Here is a 24,305-nt window from a genome sequence, read left to right on the forward strand (position 1 = left end):
GTTATTTTTAATATATAAATTGACAGCAATAGCGCATAATGATAAAATTGTCCCATAAAATTGGAAATATAGTGTAGGAGTGATAATTATGCCTTGTATTCAAACAAAAGTGAACGTAAAGATCAGTGAAGAAAAGGAAGAAGTTATTAAAAGTAAATTGGGCAAAGCAATAGAACTTATTCCAGGCAAATCGGAAAGTTGGCTCATGGTTTCCTTTGAAGATGAATGTAAACTTTATTTTAAAGGAAGCAAAGATGATAAAATAGCATTTGTTGAAGTAAAGATATTTGGAAAGGCTAGTGATAAGGCCTATGATGATCTTACGGCAGCAATCACAGACATCTTACATGAGGAGTTAGATATTAGTCCATTAAATATCTATGTGAAATACGAAGAAGTGGATCATTGGGGATGGAACGGTAGTAATTTTTAGTATGATATGGTATATTTTAATTCAAAAGTAAAGAGTAAATTTATTGGGAGGTAAAAAAAATGATTGTTACAACGACACAGTCCATTGATGGAAAGAAAATTGTAGAGTATAAAGGAATTGTATTTGGTGAGGTAATTTCCGGTGTGAATTTCATTAAGGATTTTGCTGCAGGTCTCTCAAACTTTTTCGGAGGAAGATCTCGCACCTATGAGGATGAATTAATACAAGCTAGGGAAAATGCCATTAGGGAGATGGAGGAGCGTGCTGCTAATTTGGGTGCTAATGGAGTTGTAGGAGTAGATATCGATTATGAGGTTCTTGGAGCTGATAATGGCATGCTTATGGTCACTGCCTCTGGTACAGCAGTAAGATATGAAGAGTAATAGTAAAAAAACGATTATGGTCTTAAAATTATAATTTATAAATAAGTAAGAGAAATTATGCTGCAGTAGAACTTGATTAGCTTTTGAGTTTACTGCAGCATTTTTTATGTTTATAAGCACTTTTGAATTGTTGTAATGAATTATTCCACGCATATTACATTGACACACATAGTAATATGCAATATGATATTATTGGAGGTAGAAAAAATATGGCAGATAATATAAGCAGTGATTTGATTAGAGGACATATTGATACAATAATTTTAAGAATATTACTAGATGGAGATAATTACGGGTATGAAATAATAAAGGCTATAGGCTTGAAAAGTGAGGGACAGTATGAATTAAAGGAACCATCCTTATATACTAGTCTAAAAAGGTTAGAAGGAAATCGACTTATACAATCTTATTGGGGGGATGAAACTCAAGGGGGAAGACGTAAGTATTACAAGATTACAGAAGAAGGCAAAGCGGTTTATGAGAAGTCTTTGAGACAATGGAAGATAGCACGTAATTTAATTGAGAAGCTTATTGAGAGAGGGGAATAGTATGGGAGAGTTGAAGTCATATGTAAATAATCTGTTTAAAAAGTATGCCAACAACAAGCAAATTGAAGATTTAAAAGCAGAGATACTCAGTAATCTGGAAGCAAAAAAGGCAGATCTAATATCAAGCGGTATGACTGAGGAGAAAGCCATAGAAGCTGCAAAGAGAAATATTACTACAATAGACAATTTAATAGATGGTAACAAACAGATATTTATAAATCAATTCAGTACAGCGGGTTTACAGGATGCTTTGCTATATACTGTAATTGCATGGATAACTACTATACCTATGTTTCTGTTTAGAGAATTTTTTGTTGCAAACTGGATACTATTTATAGCAATTCTGATATTAGGCTATAACTATTATACTAGAGCATCAAATAAAAATGAGAGGTTTATTGCGGAGAGAAGATATGTAAATATTAAAAATTATTATAGATTAAGAAGACTTGTATGGGCTATATGGGGTGTGTTTGTTGCTGTCTATATTCTATTTATAACTGGAGTATATTTTGCTAGCAATATATGGTTTTCAAGACCTGTAGCAATAGATGGACCCTACAGTCTGGCAGTAATATTGTTAAGATACTATGTCCCATTTATATCGATAATAATACCCTTAGCAGTAAATAGATTGCCCAAACTGATATTGAAATGTGAAGTGGGTGAAAGGTATGAATAGTAAGGATAGAGTAATTGTGATACTAATTATCTTTGGAGTTACTTTATTTAGCATAGTACAATTTGTTATACTTCCTCATAACAATAGGGAGAAACAGAAATATATAGAAGCTCAGCAGGAACCTACTACTCACGATTTAAAGAAGATAGTAAAATATAAGAACAAATATATGGGGAATATGTCTAATCTATCGAATCTTTTTCTCAATTTGCCTTTAGCTAAAACACCTAGGACTTACAGATTACATTCTGATAAATTGACCTTGGAAGTAAATTATAAGAAAACAATAGATGCAATTGGAGATAAGAAAGTTAAAGAAGCGCTTATATATAATTCCACTGCAGCTTTTGCATTAATAGATAATTTAGAGCACATAAAATACAATTTTCCGGGAGATAGTTTTGCTATAAACCGCAAAGACATTGAAGAATTCTATGGAAACTTTTATAATATACTGAAGGATACAATCTGGAAAGATAAAGTTCAGAAGAAACTTTATGATAAAAACTATGTTGAAGAAAGCTTTATGAAACTGCTGTGTGCGGACAAATAAATGCAAAGAAAATTGAATTTAAGATGGAGGAAATTATATGCAATACAAAAATCCAGTTATACCAGGATTTCATCCGGATCCAAGCATCTGCAGGGTGGGTGAGGATTATTATCTAGTTACAAGTTCATTTGAATATTTTCCGGGGATACCGCTTTTCCATAGTAAAGATTTAGTGCATTGGGAGCAGATTGGGCACTGTCTTACAAGAAGTAGCCAAATTAAGTTAACAAAAGGGTTTCCTAATACTACTGGCATTTATGCACCTACCATAAGATACAATAATGGGCGTTTTTATGTAATTACAACTAATGTAACTTACAGTGATGAGGGAGGAAATTTTATAGTTTGGACAGATGATCCCTATGGAGAATGGTCAGATCCCATCTGGGTAGACTTACCTGGTATAGATCCATCACTCTTTTTTGATGATCATGGACGAGTTTATTATACTGGAACATATCATAATATCTTTTTATGTGAGATTGATATTACAACAGGGAAATTAATAAGTGAGCGGAAAGATATTTGGGGGGGAACAGGCGGAGCTGATCCTGAAGGACCTCATTTATATAAAATAGACGGATACTACTATTTGTTTATTTCAGAAGGAGGAACTGCTCAATGCCATATGCTTACTGCAGCAAGGAGTAAAAGTATTGATGGTCCATATATTCCATGTCCTCGAAATCCTGTATTAACAAATCGAAGTCTTCCACTGCCTATTAGAGCCGTAGGTCATGCAGATATAATCCAGGCACATAACGAGAGCTGGTGGGCAGTATGTTTAGGAATAAGGCCAGTACCCTATCCTGATAGGCATCATCTTGGAAGAGAAACATTTTTAGCTCCAGTTAAATGGGCTGAAGATGGTTGGCCGATATTTGGGAATAACGGATCTATAGATTTAACAATGGAAGCTGATTGTCTGCCGGAAATAAAATATTCTGAAAGAAGTATTAGGGATGATTTTGATAGCAGTAAACTAGACTTTTGTTGGAATTTCATCTATAATCCGGACAACGCATTATGGTCATTAGGTGAGAAAAAAGGATATCTTACTTTGAGAGGTAATGAAATAAATCTGGATGATAAAGAAACTTCAGCGTGGTTAGGCAGAAGACAGGAGCATATGGAATGTAGGGCTAGAACAAAGCTTAATTTTCGACTTGAAAAAGATGGGGAAGAGGCTGGACTAAGTATATTCTTAAATTGTGATCACCATTATGAAATAGCCCTTACAAGAATAGATAATGAAAGAAGAATTATATTTAGAAGAAGAATAGGTTCATTGTGGAAGGTTGAAAACAATATTAAATATGATAGGGACGAAGTTGTATTTGAGATGAATGCTACGCCTAACACATATAGTTTTGGATATGTTGATGAACGTGGTGATTTGATACCGGTTGGGAAAGGAGAAGTTCACTATTTGTCAACAGAGGTTGGAGGAAAATTCACAGGCAATTATATTGTACTGTATGCCACAGGAAACGGTAATAAATGTTCAAATCCAGCTTATTTTGACTGGTTTGATTATAGCTTTAGCTAACCTTATTTTGTAACATTAAAGTATGATACATGTATTAATAATTTTTTACACTTTCGGAATTCATGTATTTTGTCAATTGTGGATACCTTTTAATTAATATTAAGATACATCACTAAATGAAACAACAATACATCGTGTTTACGAAGAGGTTAAAAAGAAATAATAATATATTTTGAATTTAGCGAATCAAGATACGAAGGTAACAGAATTAATAAAATAAAAATATTATGTAAAGATTAAGAGATAGGGCATAAAAAAGATTACATCAGAAGTAGGCATTTGGAGTGAGTTTAGTAATTACCCATGTCTTTGAGGGGAATTTCCGTTAAGATGGCGAATTGTTTGAGGCGCAGCCGAGTTATGAGCTATTAGGAAATTTGCCTCAAAGATGTGGTGTAATTACTTAATGAATGGAATTAGCCTACGTAGGATGTAATCTTTTTTATAAATTATAGTTTAATAGAACCATTAGTAGATATGGTTACTACCTGCCAAGGAATCATTTTTTCACTATTCTTGAGCGCAGTTACTACAGCATTTGAAAGGCCTCCACAGCAGGGTACTTCCATTCTTACTACAGTAACACTTTTTATATTGTTATTTTTAATTATTTCGCATAACTTTTCTGAATAGTCTATGTCATCGAGCTTAGGGCAACCAATTAGAGTAATTCTATTCTTCATAAATTCACTATGAAAATTTCCATAAGCATAAGCCGTACAGTCTGCAGCTACGAGCAGATTGGCACCATCAAAATAAGGAGCATTTAATGGAACAAGTTTGATTTGAACCGGCCACTGCATAAGCTCTGAAGATATTTTATTATTAACTGATATGCAGGCTGCTTTTTTAGGGTTAAGTTTTTTTGCTGCTGAACCTGGACAAGCATGTAATGGGGCTTTGTTTATTCTTTTTAGATTTTCTTTCACAGCTACTTCATCATAGGCTGCAGCTTCTCTTTCTTCGAAAGAAATTGCGTCCATTGGACATGTTGGAAGACAATTACCGAGCCCATCACAATAATCCTCTCTTAATAATGCTGCCTTTCCGTCAATAAGAGTTATAGCAGCTTCTTGACATGCGGTTACACATAAGCCGCATCCGTTACACTTGTTTTTATCTATTTTAACTATTCTACGAATCATATGAATATCACTCCTCTTGTTTTTATAAAATAAGTATATTACAATAGAAAAAAATAGTCGGTTGTATTTCCAACGGAGTTGATTTTATTGAAGGAATATTTAGAAACCCTTAAAAAGGTATCGCTATTTAAGAATATAAAGGAAAACGAGATAGGTAATATGCTGTCCTGCATAAAGGCAGATATAAAAAGCTACAAAAAGGAAGATATAATAATTCTAGCTGGTGATCCTGTAAAAAGCATAGGAATTATTTTAAGTGGAAATGTGCAGGTAGTAAAGGAAGATAGTTATGGAAATAGAAATATTTTAGCATATCTTGAAAAAACAGAAATTTTTGCGGAAGTGTTTGCTTGTGCTGAAATAGAAGGAAGTCCAATTAGTGTTATTGCTTCTTCTGAGTGCACAATCATGTTCCTAGATTTTAAAAGAATCGTGTGCAGCTGTGAGAGCGCGTGTGAGTTTCACAGCATATTGATTCAGAATATGTTAAGAGTAATTTCCACAAAGACTATAGAACTGAATGAAAAGCTCTCTTGCCTCGGCAAAAGGAGCATAGAGGAAAAAGTAAGAGCTTTTATGTTAATGCAGAAGGAAAGACACGGAAAAGATAGTTTCAAGATATCTCTTTCTAGAGCTGAAATGGCTGATTATCTCTGTGTAGACAGAAGTGCACTTTCGGCTGTGCTTAGCCGTATGCATCAAGATGGTAAGATTAATTTTTATAAAAATCATTTTGAATTACTTGATAACTTCTTTAAATAGTATGATAACAGGCTGATTTTTATTATGGTTATGAAATTTGACGTAATAAATAAATCGGTTAGATTATGCTATGTTTATCTCATTTACTACATTTACTCAAAGTGTTATTATAGAAATGATATTTTATAAGGAGATAAACACGGAATGATAAAAAAGATAAATATAAGCAATAACAAATTGATACCCGCTTTTATTAAAGATAACAAGCATAAGACGATATACTTTGCTGCAATTTTACTAGTAGCAGCATTAATTTGCGTATTTATGCTGTCTAACGATGATAGCCTCTATAAAAAACCAATAGCTAGGATAACACACATATCTGAAACATATAGCAAACAGACAAATGGTGCCAACGGTACTGTTGAGATTATGAAAAAACAGAAAGTTACTGCTGTAATAAAAAATGGTAAATATAAAAATAGTATTGTTCATTTCAAAAATCAAGCATCTTATTCTCAAGCCATAGATATGGAGTTGAAGGTGGGAACTGAGGTTTTTTTAAAGATAAATAAGGATAATGCAGGAAGAATAACTTCAGTAAAACTGGATGATGTTAAAAGGGATACATATATAGGTTATACTGCAATTCTATTTATAATTTTAATTCTATTTGTAGGAAGAAAAAAGGGTTTTAGTTCACTAGCTACATTAACTATAAATACAATTATCTTTTCATTTATTATTAGTTTGTTTATAAAGGGATATGACCTTATAATTATAACATTTATTGCCTGTATATTGTTTACAGCTATATCAATGTTTATAGTGGGGGGGATAAGCAAAAAGACTATCGCGGCAGTTATCGGTACAATTTTAGGGACAAGCATTTCTGTACTTATTTTCATAGTAGCAGTGAGTGCTGTACACTCAAATGGTATGCACTATGAGAAAATGGAATTTTTAACACATCCACCTGAAAAGATATTTTTATCAGAGATAATAATAGGTACGCTAGGAGGAATTATGGATATAGCTATATCTATTTCTTCTTCAATATATGAGATAAATGAGAAAAACCCTGATATTGAAATGAAAAAGCTTGTGAATTCCGGTAAACAGATAGGACAAGATATTATGGGAACTATGGCAAATACTTTGGTATTTGCGTATTTGGGTGGGAGTATTCCTATGATACTATTAATGTTTAGAAATCGGTTTTCTATAAACTATGTAATGAATATAAGTATTTCTCTTGAACTTATACGAGCACTGGCAGGCAGCATAGGTATAGTAATAAGCATACCTATAACAATTTATGTATCTGTTTTGTTTGTAAAAAATATAAGATTGAGGAGAGATAGTTTATGACAATAGAAGTATTATTACTTTTAATTCTATTTATACTTATGGCAGTAGTTGGAGGAAGAAGAGGCATTAAGTCATTTTTTACATTATGTCTTAACTTTCTTACTCTGAGTATCATACTTATAATTATAGGATTAAAAGCTGATCCAATAAAAGTTACTATAGTTGGATGCGTAATAATTACATCCATAACTTTATTTTATATCAATGGATTTAATAGAAAAACAGTTTCGGCACTTTTTTCTGTTACCATAGTTGTCCTTGTAGCAACACTTTTGACCTATAGAATAGGAACACTTTCATACATACAAGGATTTGCTAACGAGGAAATAGAAGATATAATGTCCTTATCATTCTATGTGCAGCTGGATTTTCAGAAGATAGTTATATGCCAGATGCTTATGGGGCTTCTAGGGGCAATTATTGATGTGTCTATATCTATAAGTTCTTTTATGAATGAGTTATATATAGCTAATAAGACTATAACTTGGAAGAGTATGTTTAATTCTGGTATGAATATTGGTAAAGACATACTTGGTACGATGTCTAATACACTTCTTTTTGCTTATATAGGCGGATTTATGACATTAATTATATATTTTAACGAATTGAACTATAGTTTTACCGACATAATAAATGGAAAAATATTTTGTGCTGAAATATTTCAGGTGCTGTGCGGAGGTATTGGAGTCGTTCTAATAATACCTGTTACTGCACTAGTAGCAGCAAAAATAATTCCGATGCAATTTGGTAAAGGCAAAATTGATGAAGAGCCAGCAAAGATTGATGGTCAAAATTAATAGAAGAAGGCAACAGAAGGAATATAATAAAAGTATTATGTAAAAATTAAGAGTTAGGGCATTAAAAATGGTCTTCCGGGGCTATTTATGCATACTCATTATCATTCGTAAATAGCCCGTGAAAGGTCGTTTAGACCTTTCACCCCGACGGAGGCATTTGTAGCGAGTTTAGCAATTATCCGTGTCTTTTAGGCAAATTTCCGTTAAGATGGCGAATTGTTTGAGGCGTAGCCGAGTTATGAGCCATTAGGAAATTTGACTAAAAGATGCGGTGTAATTGCTTAATGAGTGGAACTAGCCGACATAGGGTGTAACCATTTTTTACTTATGCAAGCAGCGCTTCGAACTCGTCTGCACTTACAGGTTTACTAAAGTAATAACCTTGAGCTTCATCGCAAAGATTATCCTGAAGAAAATATAACTGGGATGTATTTTCGATACCTTCAGCTATTACACGGAGGCTTATGCTATGTGCTAATGAAATTAAATAGCAAACTATAGTTTTCTCCGGTGATTCTTCACAGACTTTATCTATAAAAGATTTATCAATTTTTATAGTGCTAACTGGTAAAAGTCTTAAAAAATTCAGTGATGAATATCCTGTACCAAAATCATCTAAAAGCACATTTATGCCTAAGCTGTTTAGTTCGTTCAGCAGCTCTATTGTGTGATGCATATCCTTTATTGCTGCGCTTTCAGTTATTTCAAATTCGATATTTGAAGGAGGTATTTCATTTTCGAGTATACAATCCTTGATAACTTTTATTAAATTTCTATCGTTTATTTGATAAGGTGATAGATTTAATGAAACAGTTAGGTCGTGCCCCTTCCTTCTCCATTCCTTTATCTTTTTGCATACAGTTCTAATTACGAACTCACCGATAGGAATAATTAACCCACTCTCTTCAGCTTTATATATGAAATCGACAGGCCCTATTATAGTTCCATCTGGTTTCACCCATCGAATAAGAGCCTCCATACCTACTAGTTTATTTTTACATATATCAATTCTAGGTTGATAATATACTTCAAATTCGTTATTTTTCAATGCGTGTCTTAAAGCTCTATCAAGATTGATTTGCTCTAGAGCACGTACAGAGAAACTTGAATTATAAATCTGATATGTATTTTTTCCTAGAGATTTTGCATGATTCATTGCTATATCAGAATTTCTAATTATCTCTTCAACGGAAACACCATGGAGAGGATAAATACATCCGCCTAAACTTCCTGTTACATACAACTCATGTTCATCTACTTGAATTGGGTTATTCAGTAATTGAATTAGTTTATCCATAAATTTGCATAAAGCTATTTCTGAGGTTATGTTTCTTAGAACAAAAATAAATTCATCACCGTCCCAGCGATAAACACTGCTATTTTCGTCTAAATTATTTAAAAGGCTTTGTGATAATAATTTTAATAGGCTATCACCACAGTTATGTCCTAAAGTCTCATTTATAGGTTTAAAGTTATCTAAATCAAGAAATACAATAGAATAATGTTCATCATTTTTACACAGGCTATCTAAAGTACGGTGAAGTGAAAGTTTGTTAGGAAGCCCTGTTAGACTATCATAGTACTCCATTTTGTGTACTTTATCAGAAAGTTCTTTATTTTGTTTAAGAAGTTTTTGGCTTTTAGTTATTTCATTAAGTTTAACCATTAACTGTTTCTGTGTTGAAATAAGATCTCTACACGCTACTGCTAAACTATTGTGATTTATAGACAGCCTTTTTGTATATTTGCGTATTTTTAAATGCTTGTAAGCAGAATCTTCTAAGATTTTAGATATCGATATAAGAAAATTAATTAAGTTATTTATATCTGAGGAATATTTTAAATCTAATCTAGATGAAAAATCATCGTCAACAGCACAATATAATACTGCTTTATTATGTAAACTTACTAATATAGGGACAGCCAGTAATGTCAGCTCTGGAGCATATGTATTGCATACGAACTTTTTTCCACACTCTAAATCAGAAAGTACATTCTCATTATTTGCCAAAGTTATTGTAAGGGTATCTAAATTTTGCGAAATTTCATTTGAAAATATTTTTGAGTATTTGTAAGGAATAAAAATTTTATTATCTGAATCTATTATGCAGCAATTTAGCCCTGTGCTAATGAACAGGTTTTGAAAAAAATCTATGATGTTTTGTTTATCAACAAGATCTGACAATTTGTAATTCATAAAGCACCTCATAACAAGTTATTGAGAAAAATTATATTTTATTATATCATGTACACTTAAAATCCTCAATAAATATTACTTTTTATGGGCAGTATTACATTTTAATGTACAGAGTTAAAAAACATACAGATAAAGAAAAATAAAAAATAATAAAAGTGTTGAATTAATAGAAATTACATAGTATAATAATCTTTGTCACTGAATTGAATATATTGTTCATAGATATGAGACCATGGAGAGATGTCTGAGCGGTTGAAGGAGCACGCCTGGAAAGCGTGTGTAGGGGCAACCCTACCGGGGGTTCGAATCCCCCTCTCTCCGCCATTAAGACTTTGCCGTGCTAGATGGGGAGTTAGCGGTGCCCTGTAACCTGCAATCCGCTGTAGCAGGGTTGAATTCCTCATTGAGGCTTTAAACCTGTAGGATCTGGCTTGTGTAAGTGGTGTTGATAATTGGGTCCCACGCAACGAAAATCTATGAACCCCGTCAGGTCCGGAAGGAAGCAGCGGTAAGTAGACAATTTCGTGTGCCGTGGAATAGCCTGATTTGAGCTAACTGCACAAGTAACGCTTATAGGTTTTTAGACGATTTGAGGTGCACGGTCACATATAACTGTTAATGAAGATACTATTAATTTAGTATCTTTTTTTGTATAATAGTTAATATATTATGTATTTACAATTATGGGGTACTGATATCAAATACTTGATGATATCTACAGCAAAGCGATATGGGGTGATAAGATGGAGTATAAAGCTTTGTACAGAGAATGGAGACCTAAAACTTTTGATGATGTAGTTGGGCAAAGTCATATAACTACAACGATTAAAAATCAGATAATAACCAATAGAATAGCTCATGCATATCTTTTCTGCGGTACTAGAGGAACTGGAAAGACAACCACCGCAAGAATACTTGCGAAGACACTAAATTGTCTGAATCCTGAAGATGGTGAGCCATGTAATAAGTGTGAAATGTGTGAGAAGGTCGATAAAGGACTAAGCATAGATGTGACCGAATTAGATGCTGCTTCTAATAATGGAGTAGATAATATTAGGGATATAATTGATGATGTGCAATACCCTCCGCAGGAGGCTAAGTATAAAATATATATAATGGACGAAGTCCATATGCTTTCCTCGGGAGCTGTAAATGCTTTTCTAAAAACTCTAGAAGAGCCGCCTAAGAACGTTGTTTTTATATTAGCTACGACAGACCCTCAAAAGCTTCCTATAACTATACTTTCAAGATGCCAAAGATTTGATTTTAAAAGAATCAGAAGCAAAGATGTGTTTGGAAGATTGAGAGCTATAGTTGAAAAGCGAGGGATATTTTCTGAAGATAAGAGCTTAGAACTCATAGCGAGAGTTTCCGATGGTGCAATGAGAGATGCGTTGAGTATTCTGGATCAGGCAATAGCTATGGGAAAAGGTACTGTAGAGTATGAAAATCTCATATCGATGTTGGGGCTAGTAACAAATGACAATCTGTTGAAACTTACTGATATGATTATTTCTAAAAATATTGAAGGCGCAATAAAAATTATAGATGATATAGTCTTAAGTGGTAAGGATATAAATAATTTTATAAAAGAAATGGTAATCCATATGAGAAATCTTATGGTATTGAAAGTAAGTAATAATCCTAAGGATATATTAGATATGTCCTTAGAGAACATTGAATTATTAAACGATCAGGCTCAGAAGATAAGGGTTGAGGAGCTTATGAGAAATATATCTATACTTCAGGAAGCGGAAGATCAATCACGTTGGGGAAGTCAAGGAAGAATTTACTTAGAGCTCGCGGCTGTGAAGATGTGTAAAAGAGAGTTTGATACTTCAAAAGAAGTTCTTCTTGCAAGAATAAATAGATTAGAGGACATAATAAAACAGGGAAAGGTCACTGTTGAATGTGAAAGAGTTATCACTAAGACTAAGAATGAAACTCAAAAAGTTAATGAACAACAAGGACACGTAATGAAGGAAGAGGTAAAACCTGTATTCACTGAAAATGCAGAAAGTAAAATAACATTACAGCAAGTAAAAAGTGCTTGGAAGGATATACTGGATACTTTTAAAGCCAGGAGATTGATGATAATTTATGCCTCTCTGGTGACTGGAAAACCTAATGGGTGTTCTAATGGAGTTATAGAGGTTTTGTATGAAGCTCAATATGCTTTTAATAAAAAGAGATTAGAGAAAGATGACAACAGCAAGACGGTAAACGAAGTATTTTCTGATATATTAAAAGAGAAGGTAAGAGTGGTTTACACTATTGAAGCTTCCAGTAAAAAGGAGAATAGTCCGGAAGAATCCCTTATTAACAGTTTCGGCGAGGAAGTTGTTGAAATAATAGATGAATAAAATGAGAAACAACAATATGGATTAAGAATAGTATGTATAGAGAAACATTGCGGATACTTAGCTTATGCATGCTAAAATATCGAATGTTTCAACGATTTTTTAGCATGTATAAGTTAATAGCTGGAGCTGTTTCTCTATAGTAATATCAATAATTTTGTTATATAATTATAAGGATGTATTTCCTTATGGTTTTAAGGAAGACCTTGAGAATCAATATAAAATTGAAGTTTTTAAGGAGAATAAGGAGGAGTTATATATGGCAAAAGGCGGATTCCCTGGAATGGGCGGTAATATGAATAATCTTATAAAGCAAGCTCAAAAATTCCAGCAGCAGATGGAAAAGATGCAGAAGGATTTAGAAACTAAAGAATTTAGTGCATCTACTGGAGGTGGAGCTGTTACAGCAACAGCTAATGGTAAGAAACAAATCATTAGTATAGACATAAAACCTGAAGTTGTAGACCCTGATGACGTAGAAATGCTTCAAGACCTAATTTTAGTAGCTTGCAATGAAGCACTTAAAAAGGCTGAAGATGAAACTGCTGGAGAAATGAAGAAACTTACTGGTGGAATGAATATACCAGGCATGTTTTAATAATAGATATCTGGGCTCAGAGATGTATCTCTGAGCCTATAGTATATAGTTAGGAAGTGAAATAATTGGATTTTTATCCTGTAGTCATAGAAAAATTAATAGAAGAATTTGCAAAGTTACCAGGCATAGGATATAAAACAGCACAGAGGCTAACTTTACATGTATTAAATCTGCCGCAGGAAGAAGTAAGAGAATTCGCAAAAGCTTTAATAGATGCTAGGGGAACGATAAAATATTGTTCTGTATGCGGTAATTTTACGGATAAGGATCCTTGTGCTATATGTAGTAATCCTAATAGAGATAAGAGCATAATATGTGTGGTGGAACAACCAAAAGATATAATTGCTATGGAAAAGGTAAGAGAATATAATGGACTCTATCATGTGTTACATGGAAATATATCTCCTATGGCAGGACGAGGACCTGGGGATATAAAGCTTAGAGAACTAGTATCAAGAATGAATGGTGATGTAAAAGAAGTAATAGCAGCGACTAATCCTAATATAGAAGGAGAAGCTACTGCTATGTATATATCAAAAATACTTAAGCCTTTGGGTGTTAAAGTTACAAGAATTGCACATGGAATACCTGTTGGCGGTGATTTGGAGTATGCCGATGAGGTTACACTATCGAAGGCCATGGAAGGAAGAAAGGAAATTTAGAGAGAGGAAAGAGGCTAGTTGAGGTTTAGTGAAAATAAGAAATTAAATGATTATGTAATACGTAATAATAAGTATAATTTTACTTGTAATGTTATAGATGGCGCGGCATTCTCTTTAGGAATGATATTTATAGCATTCAATACAATTTTCCCTGTTTTTATAAAGAAGGTAGGTGGAACTAGCTTTCTTATCTCTTTAATTCCCTTTATAACCATAGCCTGCACTAGTGTGCCGCAACTGTTTGCTGCTCATCTTACTAAGAATCTTAGAAGAAAAAAACCTATAAATATTATAATTGGATTGTTCCAAAGGATACCGTGGCTGGTAGTTGGTGTAAGTTGTATTATTTTTGGTAACAGCATGCCAAGTGTGTTAATGGTTATAGTAATTTTGATGTATATTATTTATTCTTTAGCTACAGGGGTTTCTGGCCCTGTATGGTTTGATATGATTTCTAAGATAACTCCCATACACATAAGAGGAAGATTATTATCTACTAGGTCAGTGATAGGACAATTATTAGGTATAATTGGTTCTGTTTTTGCTGGAAGAATAATAAAAAATATAAGTTATCCATATAATTATAGTATATTATTTTTTATTGCTAGTTTTTTTCTTTTTGTGTCGTTTGCCAGTTTCTGTTCACTTAGAGAGCCTGAGGATGATATAAAGAAAGATAATGATAATTTTTATTCTTTTATTAAAAAAGTTCCAGATGTGTTAAGACGTAATAGAGACTTTAGATATTTTGTAATATCTAGATCTTTCTTTGAACTTGGTGTATCAATGATAGCGTTTTATTCTGTGTTTGGAATAAAGAAATTCAACCTTTCAGATTCATATGCAGGTATTTTTACAACGGTTACTGCTGTTGCTTATGTCTTAGGAAATTTTATACTTGGATTTTTGGGAGATAAAAAAGGACATAAAATCAATATACTTATTGGTGAACTAGTTACAATGGTAGCAGCTATTATGGCAGTAATTTTTAGTAACATATATTTATTTTATGCCGTTTTTGTTTTTGCCTCTATTGGACAAAGTGCTAGGGATATATCTACTAGCAATATTACTGTGGAGTTTTGCAGACCGTACGAGAGAGTCCTGTATATTGCTATAAGTAGTGTAGTTATGATACCTATATCTATTATAGTTTTGATTATGGGGTCATTAGCAGATGTCTTTGGATATGAGTATCTTTTTATAATTACTGCAATATCTTCAGCTATATCGCTTATAATAATGTATTTTAAAGTAAAAGATCCTAGACATAACAAACAAGGGGCTATTAATAGATAGAAAAATATTGTACATGCAGTGAATATAACTTTCTTTTATTGTCAATAATCAAGATGAGAAAATTTTGTAATTTGCAAAGGCAGAATTTTACTAACTAAAGATTCAGCATTTTGTGGTTAGTTAGTGAAAGCAAGAAACGTTTTGCTCATATGGTTTTAATAAGAGGAGGTTTTTTTATTGAATAAAATAGAAATGTTAAAACGTATTAAAAAAAGCGAAAGATCAAAAACCGAGAAAGAGTTGATTGAAGCCATAAACGATGCTGTATATCAATTAGAAAACGCTAGATATTTTTTTGAAAATGTAAATGATCCAAAACTTATTGATTACGCTATTTATATGGAAGAGGCTGCAAAAGCAAGGTATGGATACCTTTTGTCAGAAGCAAAAAGACTTAATATAAAACTAAATACAGCTCAGGTAATTAAAGAAGCTGAAGTAATATAGAATATTATAATCTTATGAATATAATAAAAAATATTAACATATAAATAAACTACAACATGCTGTACAAGCTGCTTTGCTGTAAATGAAATCTACTAGAAGAGCATGTTAGATTTGTACTATAAAGGTCGGAGGTAAACATATGGATATGATAGGATATTTTTTAGTGGCAATCCTGTTTTTATATATTTTCTTTAAGATATTCACTTGGCCGCTCAAGATAGCCGCTAAAATTTTAGTGAATGGCTTTATAGGACTAGTATTACTTATTTTGAGCAATTTTTTAGGATCTTTTTTTGGAATATCTATAGGAATAAATCTAGTTACAATTCTCATTGCAGGCTTTTGCGGAATCCCCGGCGTAGTACTCTTATTATTTGTTAAGCTCATTTTATAGATGTTTGTTATTTGAGCTTCTGCTAAAACTGCATATTAAGCTGATTATATAAAATTTGAAATAAACGAAGCGTGAGTAAACACTCACGCTTTTCTTTTTTAAAATAGCCAATATGTAATTATATGGTAAAAGCATATATTTTTAGCTAGTAAGAAAATCAAATTATATCTTACTGTCAATTTAATTTATAATAATATCATACTGCAAAATTCAAAGGTTGTCAAGGAAATATGAGGAAGAATGTGAAAAGTAAGTAATAATAATATTTAGTAAATATATGGGTATGATGATAAAGATACAATTGTTTTTTGAAGTTTTATTTTATCTTTTTTATAGAGTAAAATAAAATCTCGAACGTTAGAATTTAATATGGATGGGGGGATAGTAAATGATTGAAATGGATGGCATAACTAAAAGCTTTAAAATAGCAAAAAGAAAAGCAGGTCTTGGACAAGCCATGAAGGCTATGTTTAAGCGGGAATATGAAGTGGTGAAAGCTCTCAAGAATGTGTCTTTCAAAATTAGAGACGGAGAAATGGTAGGATATATTGGTCCTAATGGAGCAGGGAAAAGCACTACAATAAAAATAATGAGCGGTATTCTAAATCCTGATAGTGGTAGATGCATAATTAATGGAAGAATACCATGGAAAAATCGAATTGAGCATGTAAGAGATATAGGTGTAGTATTTGGACAAAGATCGCAACTGTGGTGGGATGTACCTGTAGGGGATTCTTTTGAATTAATAAAGGATATCTATAGAATAGAGGACAAACAATATAAAGATAATATGTACATGCTTACGGATATGATGGATATTGAGGAAATAATAAAAGTTCCTACTAGGCAGCTTAGTTTAGGTCAGCGAATGCGTTGTGAAATAGCAGCATCTTTATTGCACAGTCCCAAAATACTTTTTTTGGATGAACCAACGATAGGTCTCGATGCCGTATCCAAGATAGCCGTTAGGGATTTCATTAAGAAAATAAATGCTGAAAAGAAAACTACAGTTATATTAACTACCCATGACACTCAGGATATAGAAGCCCTTACTAAGAGAATCATTTTAATAGGAAAAGGACGAGTTCTTTTGGATGGAAAACTTGATGAATTAAAAAAGCGAATTAGTGGAGATGAGAGGCTCACGCTCGACCAGATAGTATTTAAGCTGTATAAGGAGTATGAGATATGAAAGCATATTTGAGTTTTTTTAGAATAAGATTTATTCATGGTCTCCAGTACAGGGCGGCAGCTTATGCAGGCATAATTACACAGTTGGCATTTGGACTTATGTATATAATGCTTTATTCAGCTTTTTATGAAAATAATATAACTGCAACTACCATGAGTTTTTCTCAGCTTTCCAGTTATTTGTGGCTTCAACAAGCATTTTTAGCACTATTTATGACTTGGTTTTTGGACAATGACATATTTGATCTGATCACTGGAGGTAATGTAGCCTATGAGCTGTGCCGCCCATTAGACTTGTATGCAATGTGGTTTTCTAAGAGTTGCGCGGTTAGATTGTCAAAAGCTGTACTTAGATGTTTTCCTATACTAATAATTGCATTTTTTATGCCTGAACCATATAAACTTCATTTGCCCAATTCAATTTATACCTTATTTGCATTTATCGCTTCTATGATTTTAGCGTTTATGCTTGTAGTAGCTTATTGCATGCTAATATACATATTGTGTTTTTACACAATTTCCCCCATGGGTATTCGAATGGCAATGATCATGCTGGCAGATTTTTTCTCGGGAAGTCTTGTGCCTCTTCCGCTTATGCCTGATTGGTTTAATAAATATAGTTATATATTGCCTTTTGCAGCTATGCAAAATGTGCCTTTCAGAATATATAGCGGCAATATATCTATTGAACAGGTTTGGCAAAATATGCTTGTTCAACTTATATGGCTTATAATACTTATTATACTTGGAAGATTTATTTTGAGCAGAGCGCTAAAACGTACAGTAGTACAGGGAGGTTGATTAAAATAAAATTATATTTTAAATATTTTTCTATTCAACTTAAGTCCATAATGCAATATAAAGTTTCTTTTTTGTTGAGTACAATAGGACAAGGATTAAGCACTCTTTTTTCCTTTATAAGCATGTATTTTTTATTTCAGCGATTTGGTAATATTAAGGGCTATAGTTTCAATGAGGTTTTATTATGCTTTAGCGGTATATTCATGTCCTTCTCGCTGGCGGAATGTTTTGGGAGAGGGTTCGATAATTTTTCGTCCATTATTAGTAATGGAGAATTTGATCGAATAATGACAAGACCTAGAAATGAAATAATCCAAGTGTTAGGCACAAGAATGGAATTTTCAAGAGTGGGAAGAATGATCCAAGCATTGATAGTGTTTATTTACGCTATTAATACCTGTGGCGTATCGTGGACAGTAGACAAAATGTTTACATTGATATTTATGGTCTTAGCAGGCACAATTCTTTTTTTCTCTTTATTTATGATTTATGCAGCTTTCTGTTTCTTTACACTAGAAGGATTGGAGTTTATCAATATTTTTACAGATGGAGGCAGAGAAATTGCCCAGTATCCTCTTGATATATATCAAAAATGGGTGCTTAGGGTATTTACATTTTTTATCCCATTAGCATTTGTAAATTACTATCCGCTGCTTTATATAATAGGGAGGAATGATAATCCTACATACATGTTTTCACCAATAATTGCAGTTGCATTTGTAATTCCAGCGTATATATTTTGGAAATTTGGAATAAAACACTACAAATCTACAGGTTCATGATTGCATTTATAGTGGATTTATGATAATATCAAATTAAAATTGAATTATTTTTGATCATATGACTGGCGGAAATGGAGTTTACCATAGGGAGTATGATTGATTAAATTATCGACCGCCTGGGTAAATTATTATTTATCCAGGTTTTTTTGTGCTTTTATTTAACAAAATTTAGGAGGTATAAAATGAACGAAATAACTTTAAAGTATGGTTGTAATCCACATCAGATTCCTGCAAAAATATATTTGGGTGCAGATAAGGCTTTGCCTTTCGAAATTTTAAATGGTACTCCAGGCTACATAAATTTTATGGACGCATTTAATTCATGGCAGCTTGTAAAAGAGCTTAGTAAACTTACAAGCCTTCCGGCAGCAGCGTCATTCAAACATGTAAGTCCTGCAGGTGCTGCACTTGGACTTCCGCTTACCGATTCAGAAAAGAAAGCATATTTTGTTGAAGGTATAGAGCTTTCTCCAGTAGCTTTAGCGTATGTTAGAGCTAGGGGCGCAGACAGAATGTCTTCTTACGGTGACTGGGTAGCTGTTAGCGGAGAAGTTGATGTTTCATTAGCTACTCTGCTCAAGAAATATGTTTCAGATGGAATAATCGCACCAAGTTACACAGCTGAAGCCTTGGATATACTCAAAGCTAAAAGGCGAGGGAAGTATTGCATTATAAAAATGGATAAGGATTATGAGCCTGAAGAGATAGAGAAGAGACAAATATATGGTATAACTTTTGAACAAAAAAGAGATGACGTCGTAATAGATCAGAGTTTATTAGCTGATGTTGTTACAAAGAATAAAAATATACCTGAAGAAGCAAAAAGAGATTTGCTTATATCAATGATAACACTTAAATATACCCAATCCAATTCAGTTTGTTATGTATATAATGGCCAGGTAATCGGGGTTGGAGCAGGTCAACAGTCACGTATTCATTGTACTAGATTAGCAGGGTCTAAAGCCGATATATGGTATTTAAGACAACATCCATCAGTATTAGCTTTAGAATTTAAAGAGGGCGTTTCTAATGCTGATAAGGACAATGCTATTGATCAATATTTAAGAGATGATGTTACTGATATAGAAAAGAAAGATTGGGATAGGGTTTTCAAAACTATACCAAGACCTCTTACACCAGATGCAAAATCTGCATGGTTATCTACTCTTACAGGAGTATCATTAGGTTCAGATGCATTTTTCCCATTTAGAGATAATATAGATAGAGCTGCACAAAGCGGAGTTGAATATATTGTTCAGCCTGGTGGATCAATAAGAGATGATATTGTTATAGAAGCTTGTGATGATTATGGCGTAGCTATGGCTTTTTCGAAGTTAAGACTTTTTCATCACTAAAATACGAAATGTCAAGTGCCGCGCACTTGACATTTTATGAATGTATATTTATAATGTCAATATATAATAATACATATAAGATTAATAATGATTGGCCAATCAAAATAGGTATTATTATGACGTCGTAAAAAGCTATAAGATCTTTGCCATAATAGATTTTATGCTTATTTTTTTATAGAAAAACCAAGTAATTATATACGAATACTTTGAATTAAAATAAAATACTTATAAATATTCATAAAAAAAGCTAAATTATTCTTGCAAAAGGTCACTATACGTTAAATTGGCGTAAGACTTTGATTCAAATGTCATTTATAGGGGGAAATAAAAATGAAAAAAAGAAAAGGGGCTATAAGTAAAATTATCGCTTTATTTACTATACTAGCGGTGGTTTTTACTGGTTGTGCAGCTAATAACAAAGACAAATCAAACTCTTTTACAAATAAGTCAAATACTGATAAAAGTGTTACTTCATCTAAAGCAACTAATAATAGTGCAATTCCAACTAAGATAGCTGGCAAAAAACTCAAGATAATGGTTGTTAGAAAAATAGGCGGAGATGATCATACAGCTCAGTTCCTTGCAGGGACAAAAGCGGAAGGGCAATCCATGGGAATACAGGTAGACACCTTTACTGCTAACGGAGACAGTACAAAATTCCATGATGCCATAAATCAGGCATTAAGCAAGGGATATGACGGTTTTATTATATCACATGGTGATGATAAGGCGACTGTAGATGATATACAAAAAATAAGAGCAAAAGGAATACCAGTGGTAACTTTTGATTCTATTACGGATGCAGCAAAAATAGATGGTGTGACTTTGACTTCACAAGATGATGAAACTCTAGCACTTCTTTCACTAAAACAACTTGTTCAAGATTATAGCGGTAAAGCAAATATTATATATCTATGGGTCGACGGTTTCGCACCTATGGTTAACAGAAATAGAATATATAAGCTTATAAAAGAAAAATACACAGAAATAAAGGAAGTTGAAAGATTCGGAGTAGCTTCAGCCAATACTGCTGCTGATACTCAAGCTGCAGTAGCGGCAATGTTAGCAAAACATCCAAAGGGAACTATAGATGCGATATTTGCTCCATGGGATGCTTTTGCTATCGGTGCAGCTCGGGCACTTAAAGAAGCAAAAAGAACAGAAATAAAGATATATGGAATAGACGTATCAAATGCAGACTTACAGGAGATACAACAAAAGGATAGCCCTTGGGTAGCTACTGCTGCAGTGGATCCGAAGCTAATAGGACAAGTAGATTTAAGAATATTATTAAAGAAAATTGCAGGAGAAAAGACACCTAAATATTATGATTTGTCTGCAGCTCTTATAAATAAGGATAGGATTGAAAATGCAGGTACAAAGGTTAATATGGAAAATCTCTCAAAGATACTGTCGGGCTGGGGTCAAAGCACTGCTTTCGAAGAACCATGGATGGGTAAATTAAAAAATAATAAATAAGAATTGTAAAAAAAGAAAGCTGCCTAGCGGCTTTCTTTCTCATATAGATAAATAATAAATTTTGGAGAGGGTTCTGATGCGGGAAGAAAAGATATTAGAAATGAAAGATATATCAATAGGATTTTCAGGCATACAAGTGTTGAAAAGTATTGATTTTACTGTTAGAACAGGAGAAATTCAAGCTCTTGTTGGAGCCAACGGTGCAGGAAAATCTACTCTCATGAAGATATTATCAGGTGCTTATTCCAATTATACGGGACACATATTCCTAGATGGTAAAAAGATTACTATCGATTCACCGAAAGCATCAAAAAAGCATGGAATTCAGATAGTTTATCAGGAGGTTGATGCAGCACTTATTCAGCATCTTACTGTAGCGGAAAATATAATTCTTGATGAGTTAGTAAATGAAGGCAAAAGTAAGTTGTTTGTTAATTGGAAAAATACCTATTCAAGAGCGGCAGAAATTTTGAAAACCTTACATATCAATATTGATGTAAGAAAGATAGTCTACGATTTATCGTTGGCAGAGAAGCAGATGGTGCTTATAGCTAGAGCATTATCCCATAAATGCAGTTTCCTTATATTGGATGAGCCGACTGCGCCTTTAAGCAACAGAGAAACAGAAAAACTCTTTGAAGTTATTAAGGATTTAAAGAATACCGGAGTGGGAACAATATTTATTTCTCATAGAATGCCTGAGATATTTAGGATAAGTGATGTTATTACTATTCTACGAGATGGTGAACTTGCAGCAAAGGAAAAAATTTCAGATGTAGATGAAGATAAGATTGTAAATTATATGCTTGGAAGATCTTTGAATGAGAATGTATCGTTTAAACATTCCTCGTCAAAGGAAGAAATTCTTTCAATAGAGGCATTAAGAGATGGGGACAAGGTAAAAGGTGCGGATATTAAGCTGCATAAGGGAGAAATCGTCGGAATTGCAGGGCTTGTTGGTGCGGGCAAGACAGAATTATGTAGTGCCATATTTGGAGCAGCAGCAACAGTAACGGGACAGGTTAAATTAATGGGTAAAAAAGTTCAAATAAAGAATCCTAGTGATGCAGTGAGGTTAGGATTTGCTTTTGTCCCCGAAGAGAGACGCAAGGAGGGAATGCTTATAGAGGAATCTGTTACTTTCAATCTTACTATGGCTAGTATAGAAAATATAACTTCCTTTGGATTTTTACTAAATTTGGTTAAATCAGTAAATGAGGCTGAAGGTATACGTGACAGTTTGAAGATAAAGACTCCAAATGTAAATACTAAGATAAAAAATCTATCTGGAGGAAATCAACAGAAGGTGGTTATCGGTAAATGGCTTATTGTGGATGCAGATATTTATATATTTGATGAACCAACGAAGGGCGTAGACGTCGGTGCAAAACAGGATATCTTCAAGCTTATCGATGAACTAGCAGCTGCAGGAAAGTCAGTCTTATATGCGACCTGTGAATTTTCTGAGCTTTTGGCAATAACGGATAGAATATATGTAATTTATGATGGCAGGACTGTTAAAGAAATTAAAACCAGTGGAACCAGCGAAAAGGAACTGCTTCATTATTCCATGGGGGGAAAGTAGAATGGATAAGGCAATTAGTAATAAAACTAAATTTAAATTCGATGTTTTCGATTTTCTTTATAAATATGGAACAATAATTACTATAGCTATATTAATAATAGTATTTGGTATGAAAGAGAATAATTTTCTTAAACCAGACAATATCATCAATATATTAAGATCAATATCTATAGTAACAATTATAGCTATAGGAGTAACAATATCGTTAGCTGTGGGAGGTTTTGATTTATCCGTTGGTTCTACAGCATCTATAGCTAATGCCGTAGTAATATCAATGTTTGTATGGTATTCCCAGGGCACTCTCGTAGCTATTTTCGCTGCTATAGCAGCAGGAATAGTAGTAGGAATAATAAACGCTTTTATAATAATTAAATTCAGAATACAAGATATGCTGGCAACATTAGCAACTATGTTTATATTTCAAGGAGTGGCGCTTACTTACACTAAAGGAGCTACTATATCTCAAAACATGGTTATGTCTGACGGCAGTACCGCACAAGGTCAACTTACCAATGCATTTATCAATCTGGGTAAAATACCATGGATTATCATAATAATGCTATTAGTAGTTGCTTTTGTGCATATATTCTTAACTTATACTAAATTTGGAAGATATATTCATGTTATAGGAGGAAACCAAGAGGCTGCTAGACTTTCTGGAATTCAGGTAAATAAGTATAGATTAATTGCCTATATACTGTCAGGATTATTTGCTGCTATTGGTGGCATAGTCTTAGCTTCAAGAGTGCAGACTGCTGAAATAAATGCAGGTGCTTCATATCTTATGGATGCTGTGGCTGCAGCATATATAGGATTTTCGGTAGGTGGTTCTGGAAAACCAAATGCCATAGGAACTTTTGCAGGAGCAGTACTTATAGGAATACTTCAGAATGGACTTGTAATGATGTCAGTGCCATATTATGCAATGGACATAGTAAAGGGTGCAGTTTTGGTATTTGCGTTAGCACTTACCTATTATAAAAAGAAATAGT

General features: G+C 33.2%; 24 protein-coding genes, 1 tRNA gene, 1 other RNA gene and 1 riboswitch. Of the genes, 24 read left to right on the forward strand and 2 right to left on the reverse strand.

Annotation, left to right across the window (positions count from 1 at the left end; all coding sequences use genetic code 11):
- Nucleotides 1-88: 88 nt before the first annotated feature.
- From CLORY_RS02645 to CLORY_RS02670, 6 genes are all read left to right on the forward strand, one after another.
- Entirely contained in the window at nucleotides 89-433 is a 345-nt protein-coding gene (locus CLORY_RS02645; protein WP_079421968.1) for a phenylpyruvate tautomerase MIF-related protein, read from the forward strand.
- 59 nt (nucleotides 434-492) lie between these two features.
- On the forward strand, nucleotides 493-816 hold the full coding sequence (locus CLORY_RS02650; RefSeq protein ID WP_079421969.1) for a putative heavy metal-binding protein: 324 nt from the start codon (nucleotides 493-495) through the stop codon (nucleotides 814-816).
- A gap of 209 nt (nucleotides 817-1,025) precedes the next feature.
- Nucleotides 1,026-1,364 carry a PadR family transcriptional regulator gene (locus CLORY_RS02655; RefSeq protein ID WP_079421970.1) on the forward strand — a complete coding sequence of 113 codons (339 nt, stop codon included), beginning with the start codon at nucleotides 1,026-1,028 and terminating at the stop codon, nucleotides 1,362-1,364.
- A 1-nt stretch (nucleotide 1,365) separates the two neighbouring features.
- Nucleotides 1,366-2,046, forward strand: coding sequence for a permease prefix domain 1-containing protein (locus tag CLORY_RS02660; protein ID WP_079421971.1), 681 nt, complete (start codon nucleotides 1,366-1,368; stop codon nucleotides 2,044-2,046).
- The gene (locus tag CLORY_RS02665) at nucleotides 2,039-2,599 is read left to right on the forward strand and encodes a DUF4825 domain-containing protein (RefSeq protein WP_079421972.1); all 561 of its coding nucleotides are present in this window, start codon (nucleotides 2,039-2,041) and stop codon (nucleotides 2,597-2,599) included. The genes CLORY_RS02660 and CLORY_RS02665 overlap by 8 nt, the downstream gene beginning before the upstream one ends.
- A 37-nt stretch (nucleotides 2,600-2,636) precedes the next feature.
- Complete coding sequence (locus CLORY_RS02670) at nucleotides 2,637-4,148, forward strand: glycoside hydrolase family 43 protein (RefSeq protein WP_079421973.1); 1,512 nt, start codon at nucleotides 2,637-2,639, stop codon at nucleotides 4,146-4,148.
- Between the two features lie 449 nt (nucleotides 4,149-4,597).
- On the opposite strand, the gene CLORY_RS02675 is transcribed toward CLORY_RS02670, so the two are convergent.
- On the reverse strand, nucleotides 4,598-5,293 hold the full coding sequence (locus CLORY_RS02675; RefSeq protein ID WP_079421974.1) for an ATP-binding protein: 696 nt from the start codon (nucleotides 5,291-5,293) through the stop codon (nucleotides 4,598-4,600).
- Between the two features lie 87 nt (nucleotides 5,294-5,380).
- Here CLORY_RS02675 and CLORY_RS02680 point away from each other — a divergent pair, with 87 nt between their 5' ends.
- The 3 genes from CLORY_RS02680 (at nucleotide 5,381) to CLORY_RS02690 (ending at nucleotide 8,163) form a co-directional block, all read left to right on the forward strand.
- The gene (locus CLORY_RS02680; protein ID WP_079421975.1) at nucleotides 5,381-6,055 is read left to right on the forward strand and encodes a Crp/Fnr family transcriptional regulator; all 675 of its coding nucleotides are present in this window, start codon (nucleotides 5,381-5,383) and stop codon (nucleotides 6,053-6,055) included.
- A 144-nt stretch (nucleotides 6,056-6,199) separates the two neighbouring features.
- Complete coding sequence (locus CLORY_RS02685) at nucleotides 6,200-7,366, forward strand: YibE/F family protein (RefSeq protein WP_079421976.1); 1,167 nt, start codon at nucleotides 6,200-6,202, stop codon at nucleotides 7,364-7,366.
- Nucleotides 7,363-8,163 carry a YibE/F family protein gene (locus CLORY_RS02690; RefSeq protein ID WP_079421977.1) on the forward strand — a complete coding sequence of 267 codons (801 nt, stop codon included), beginning with the start codon at nucleotides 7,363-7,365 and terminating at the stop codon, nucleotides 8,161-8,163. Before CLORY_RS02685 ends, CLORY_RS02690 begins: the two co-directional genes overlap by 4 nt.
- Before the next feature lie 325 nt (nucleotides 8,164-8,488).
- On the opposite strand, the gene CLORY_RS02695 is transcribed toward CLORY_RS02690, so the two are convergent.
- Nucleotides 8,489-10,360 carry a putative bifunctional diguanylate cyclase/phosphodiesterase gene (locus tag CLORY_RS02695; RefSeq protein WP_169911502.1) on the reverse strand — a complete coding sequence of 624 codons (1,872 nt, stop codon included), beginning with the start codon at nucleotides 10,358-10,360 and terminating at the stop codon, nucleotides 8,489-8,491.
- Nucleotides 10,361-10,594: 234 nt separating this feature from the next.
- On the opposite strand from CLORY_RS02695, the gene CLORY_RS02700 reads away from it, so the two are divergent.
- From CLORY_RS02700 to CLORY_RS02770, 15 genes are all read left to right on the forward strand, one after another.
- A tRNA-Ser gene (locus CLORY_RS02700) sits at nucleotides 10,595-10,684 on the forward strand.
- 11 nt (nucleotides 10,685-10,695) lie between these two features.
- Nucleotides 10,696-10,962, forward strand: an RNA gene (gene ffs / locus CLORY_RS02705) — signal recognition particle sRNA large type.
- Between the two features lie 141 nt (nucleotides 10,963-11,103).
- The gene (gene dnaX / locus CLORY_RS02710; protein WP_079421979.1) at nucleotides 11,104-12,723 is read left to right on the forward strand and encodes a DNA polymerase III subunit gamma/tau; all 1,620 of its coding nucleotides are present in this window, start codon (nucleotides 11,104-11,106) and stop codon (nucleotides 12,721-12,723) included.
- 256 nt (nucleotides 12,724-12,979) lie between these two features.
- Entirely contained in the window at nucleotides 12,980-13,318 is a 339-nt protein-coding gene (locus CLORY_RS02715; protein ID WP_079422003.1) for a YbaB/EbfC family nucleoid-associated protein, read from the forward strand.
- 65 nt (nucleotides 13,319-13,383) lie between these two features.
- Nucleotides 13,384-13,980 carry a recombination mediator RecR gene (recR, locus tag CLORY_RS02720; RefSeq protein WP_079421980.1) on the forward strand — a complete coding sequence of 199 codons (597 nt, stop codon included), beginning with the start codon at nucleotides 13,384-13,386 and terminating at the stop codon, nucleotides 13,978-13,980.
- Nucleotides 13,981-13,998: 18 nt separating this feature from the next.
- Nucleotides 13,999-15,279 carry an MFS transporter gene (locus CLORY_RS02725; protein ID WP_079421981.1) on the forward strand — a complete coding sequence of 427 codons (1,281 nt, stop codon included), beginning with the start codon at nucleotides 13,999-14,001 and terminating at the stop codon, nucleotides 15,277-15,279.
- A gap of 177 nt (nucleotides 15,280-15,456) precedes the next feature.
- On the forward strand, nucleotides 15,457-15,726 hold the full coding sequence (locus CLORY_RS02730) for a YaaL family protein (protein WP_242954310.1): 270 nt from the start codon (nucleotides 15,457-15,459) through the stop codon (nucleotides 15,724-15,726).
- Nucleotides 15,727-15,865: 139 nt separating this feature from the next.
- Nucleotides 15,866-16,120, forward strand: a complete 255-nt coding sequence (locus CLORY_RS02735) for a pro-sigmaK processing inhibitor BofA family protein (RefSeq protein WP_079421982.1) — start codon at nucleotides 15,866-15,868, stop codon at nucleotides 16,118-16,120.
- 388 nt (nucleotides 16,121-16,508) lie between these two features.
- Complete coding sequence (locus tag CLORY_RS02740; RefSeq protein WP_079421983.1) at nucleotides 16,509-17,312, forward strand: ABC transporter ATP-binding protein; 804 nt, start codon at nucleotides 16,509-16,511, stop codon at nucleotides 17,310-17,312.
- Nucleotides 17,309-18,112: an ABC transporter permease gene (locus CLORY_RS02745; protein WP_079421984.1), complete on the forward strand. Its 804-nt coding sequence runs from the start codon at nucleotides 17,309-17,311 to the stop codon at nucleotides 18,110-18,112. Before CLORY_RS02740 ends, CLORY_RS02745 begins: the two co-directional genes overlap by 4 nt.
- A gap of 50 nt (nucleotides 18,113-18,162) precedes the next feature.
- The gene (locus CLORY_RS02750; protein WP_341456627.1) at nucleotides 18,163-18,894 is read left to right on the forward strand and encodes an ABC transporter permease; all 732 of its coding nucleotides are present in this window, start codon (nucleotides 18,163-18,165) and stop codon (nucleotides 18,892-18,894) included.
- Nucleotides 18,895-18,942: 48 nt separating this feature from the next.
- A riboswitch (ZMP/ZTP riboswitch) is annotated at nucleotides 18,943-19,023 on the forward strand.
- A gap of 53 nt (nucleotides 19,024-19,076) precedes the next feature.
- Nucleotides 19,077-20,249 carry a phosphoribosylaminoimidazolecarboxamide formyltransferase gene (locus tag CLORY_RS02755; RefSeq protein ID WP_079421985.1) on the forward strand — a complete coding sequence of 391 codons (1,173 nt, stop codon included), beginning with the start codon at nucleotides 19,077-19,079 and terminating at the stop codon, nucleotides 20,247-20,249.
- Between the two features lie 330 nt (nucleotides 20,250-20,579).
- Nucleotides 20,580-21,728, forward strand: a complete 1,149-nt coding sequence (locus CLORY_RS02760) for a sugar ABC transporter substrate-binding protein (RefSeq protein WP_079421986.1) — start codon at nucleotides 20,580-20,582, stop codon at nucleotides 21,726-21,728.
- A gap of 76 nt (nucleotides 21,729-21,804) precedes the next feature.
- The gene (locus CLORY_RS02765) at nucleotides 21,805-23,313 is read left to right on the forward strand and encodes a sugar ABC transporter ATP-binding protein (RefSeq protein ID WP_207652161.1); all 1,509 of its coding nucleotides are present in this window, start codon (nucleotides 21,805-21,807) and stop codon (nucleotides 23,311-23,313) included.
- Nucleotide 23,314: 1 nt separating this feature from the next.
- Nucleotides 23,315-24,304, forward strand: coding sequence for an ABC transporter permease (locus tag CLORY_RS02770; RefSeq protein WP_079421987.1), 990 nt, complete (start codon nucleotides 23,315-23,317; stop codon nucleotides 24,302-24,304).
- Nucleotide 24,305 lies beyond the last annotated feature (1 nt).

Origin of the sequence: Clostridium oryzae, assembly GCF_002029235.1 — a bacterium.
Lineage (GTDB): Bacteria > Bacillota > Clostridia > Clostridiales > Clostridiaceae > Clostridium_AE > Clostridium_AE oryzae.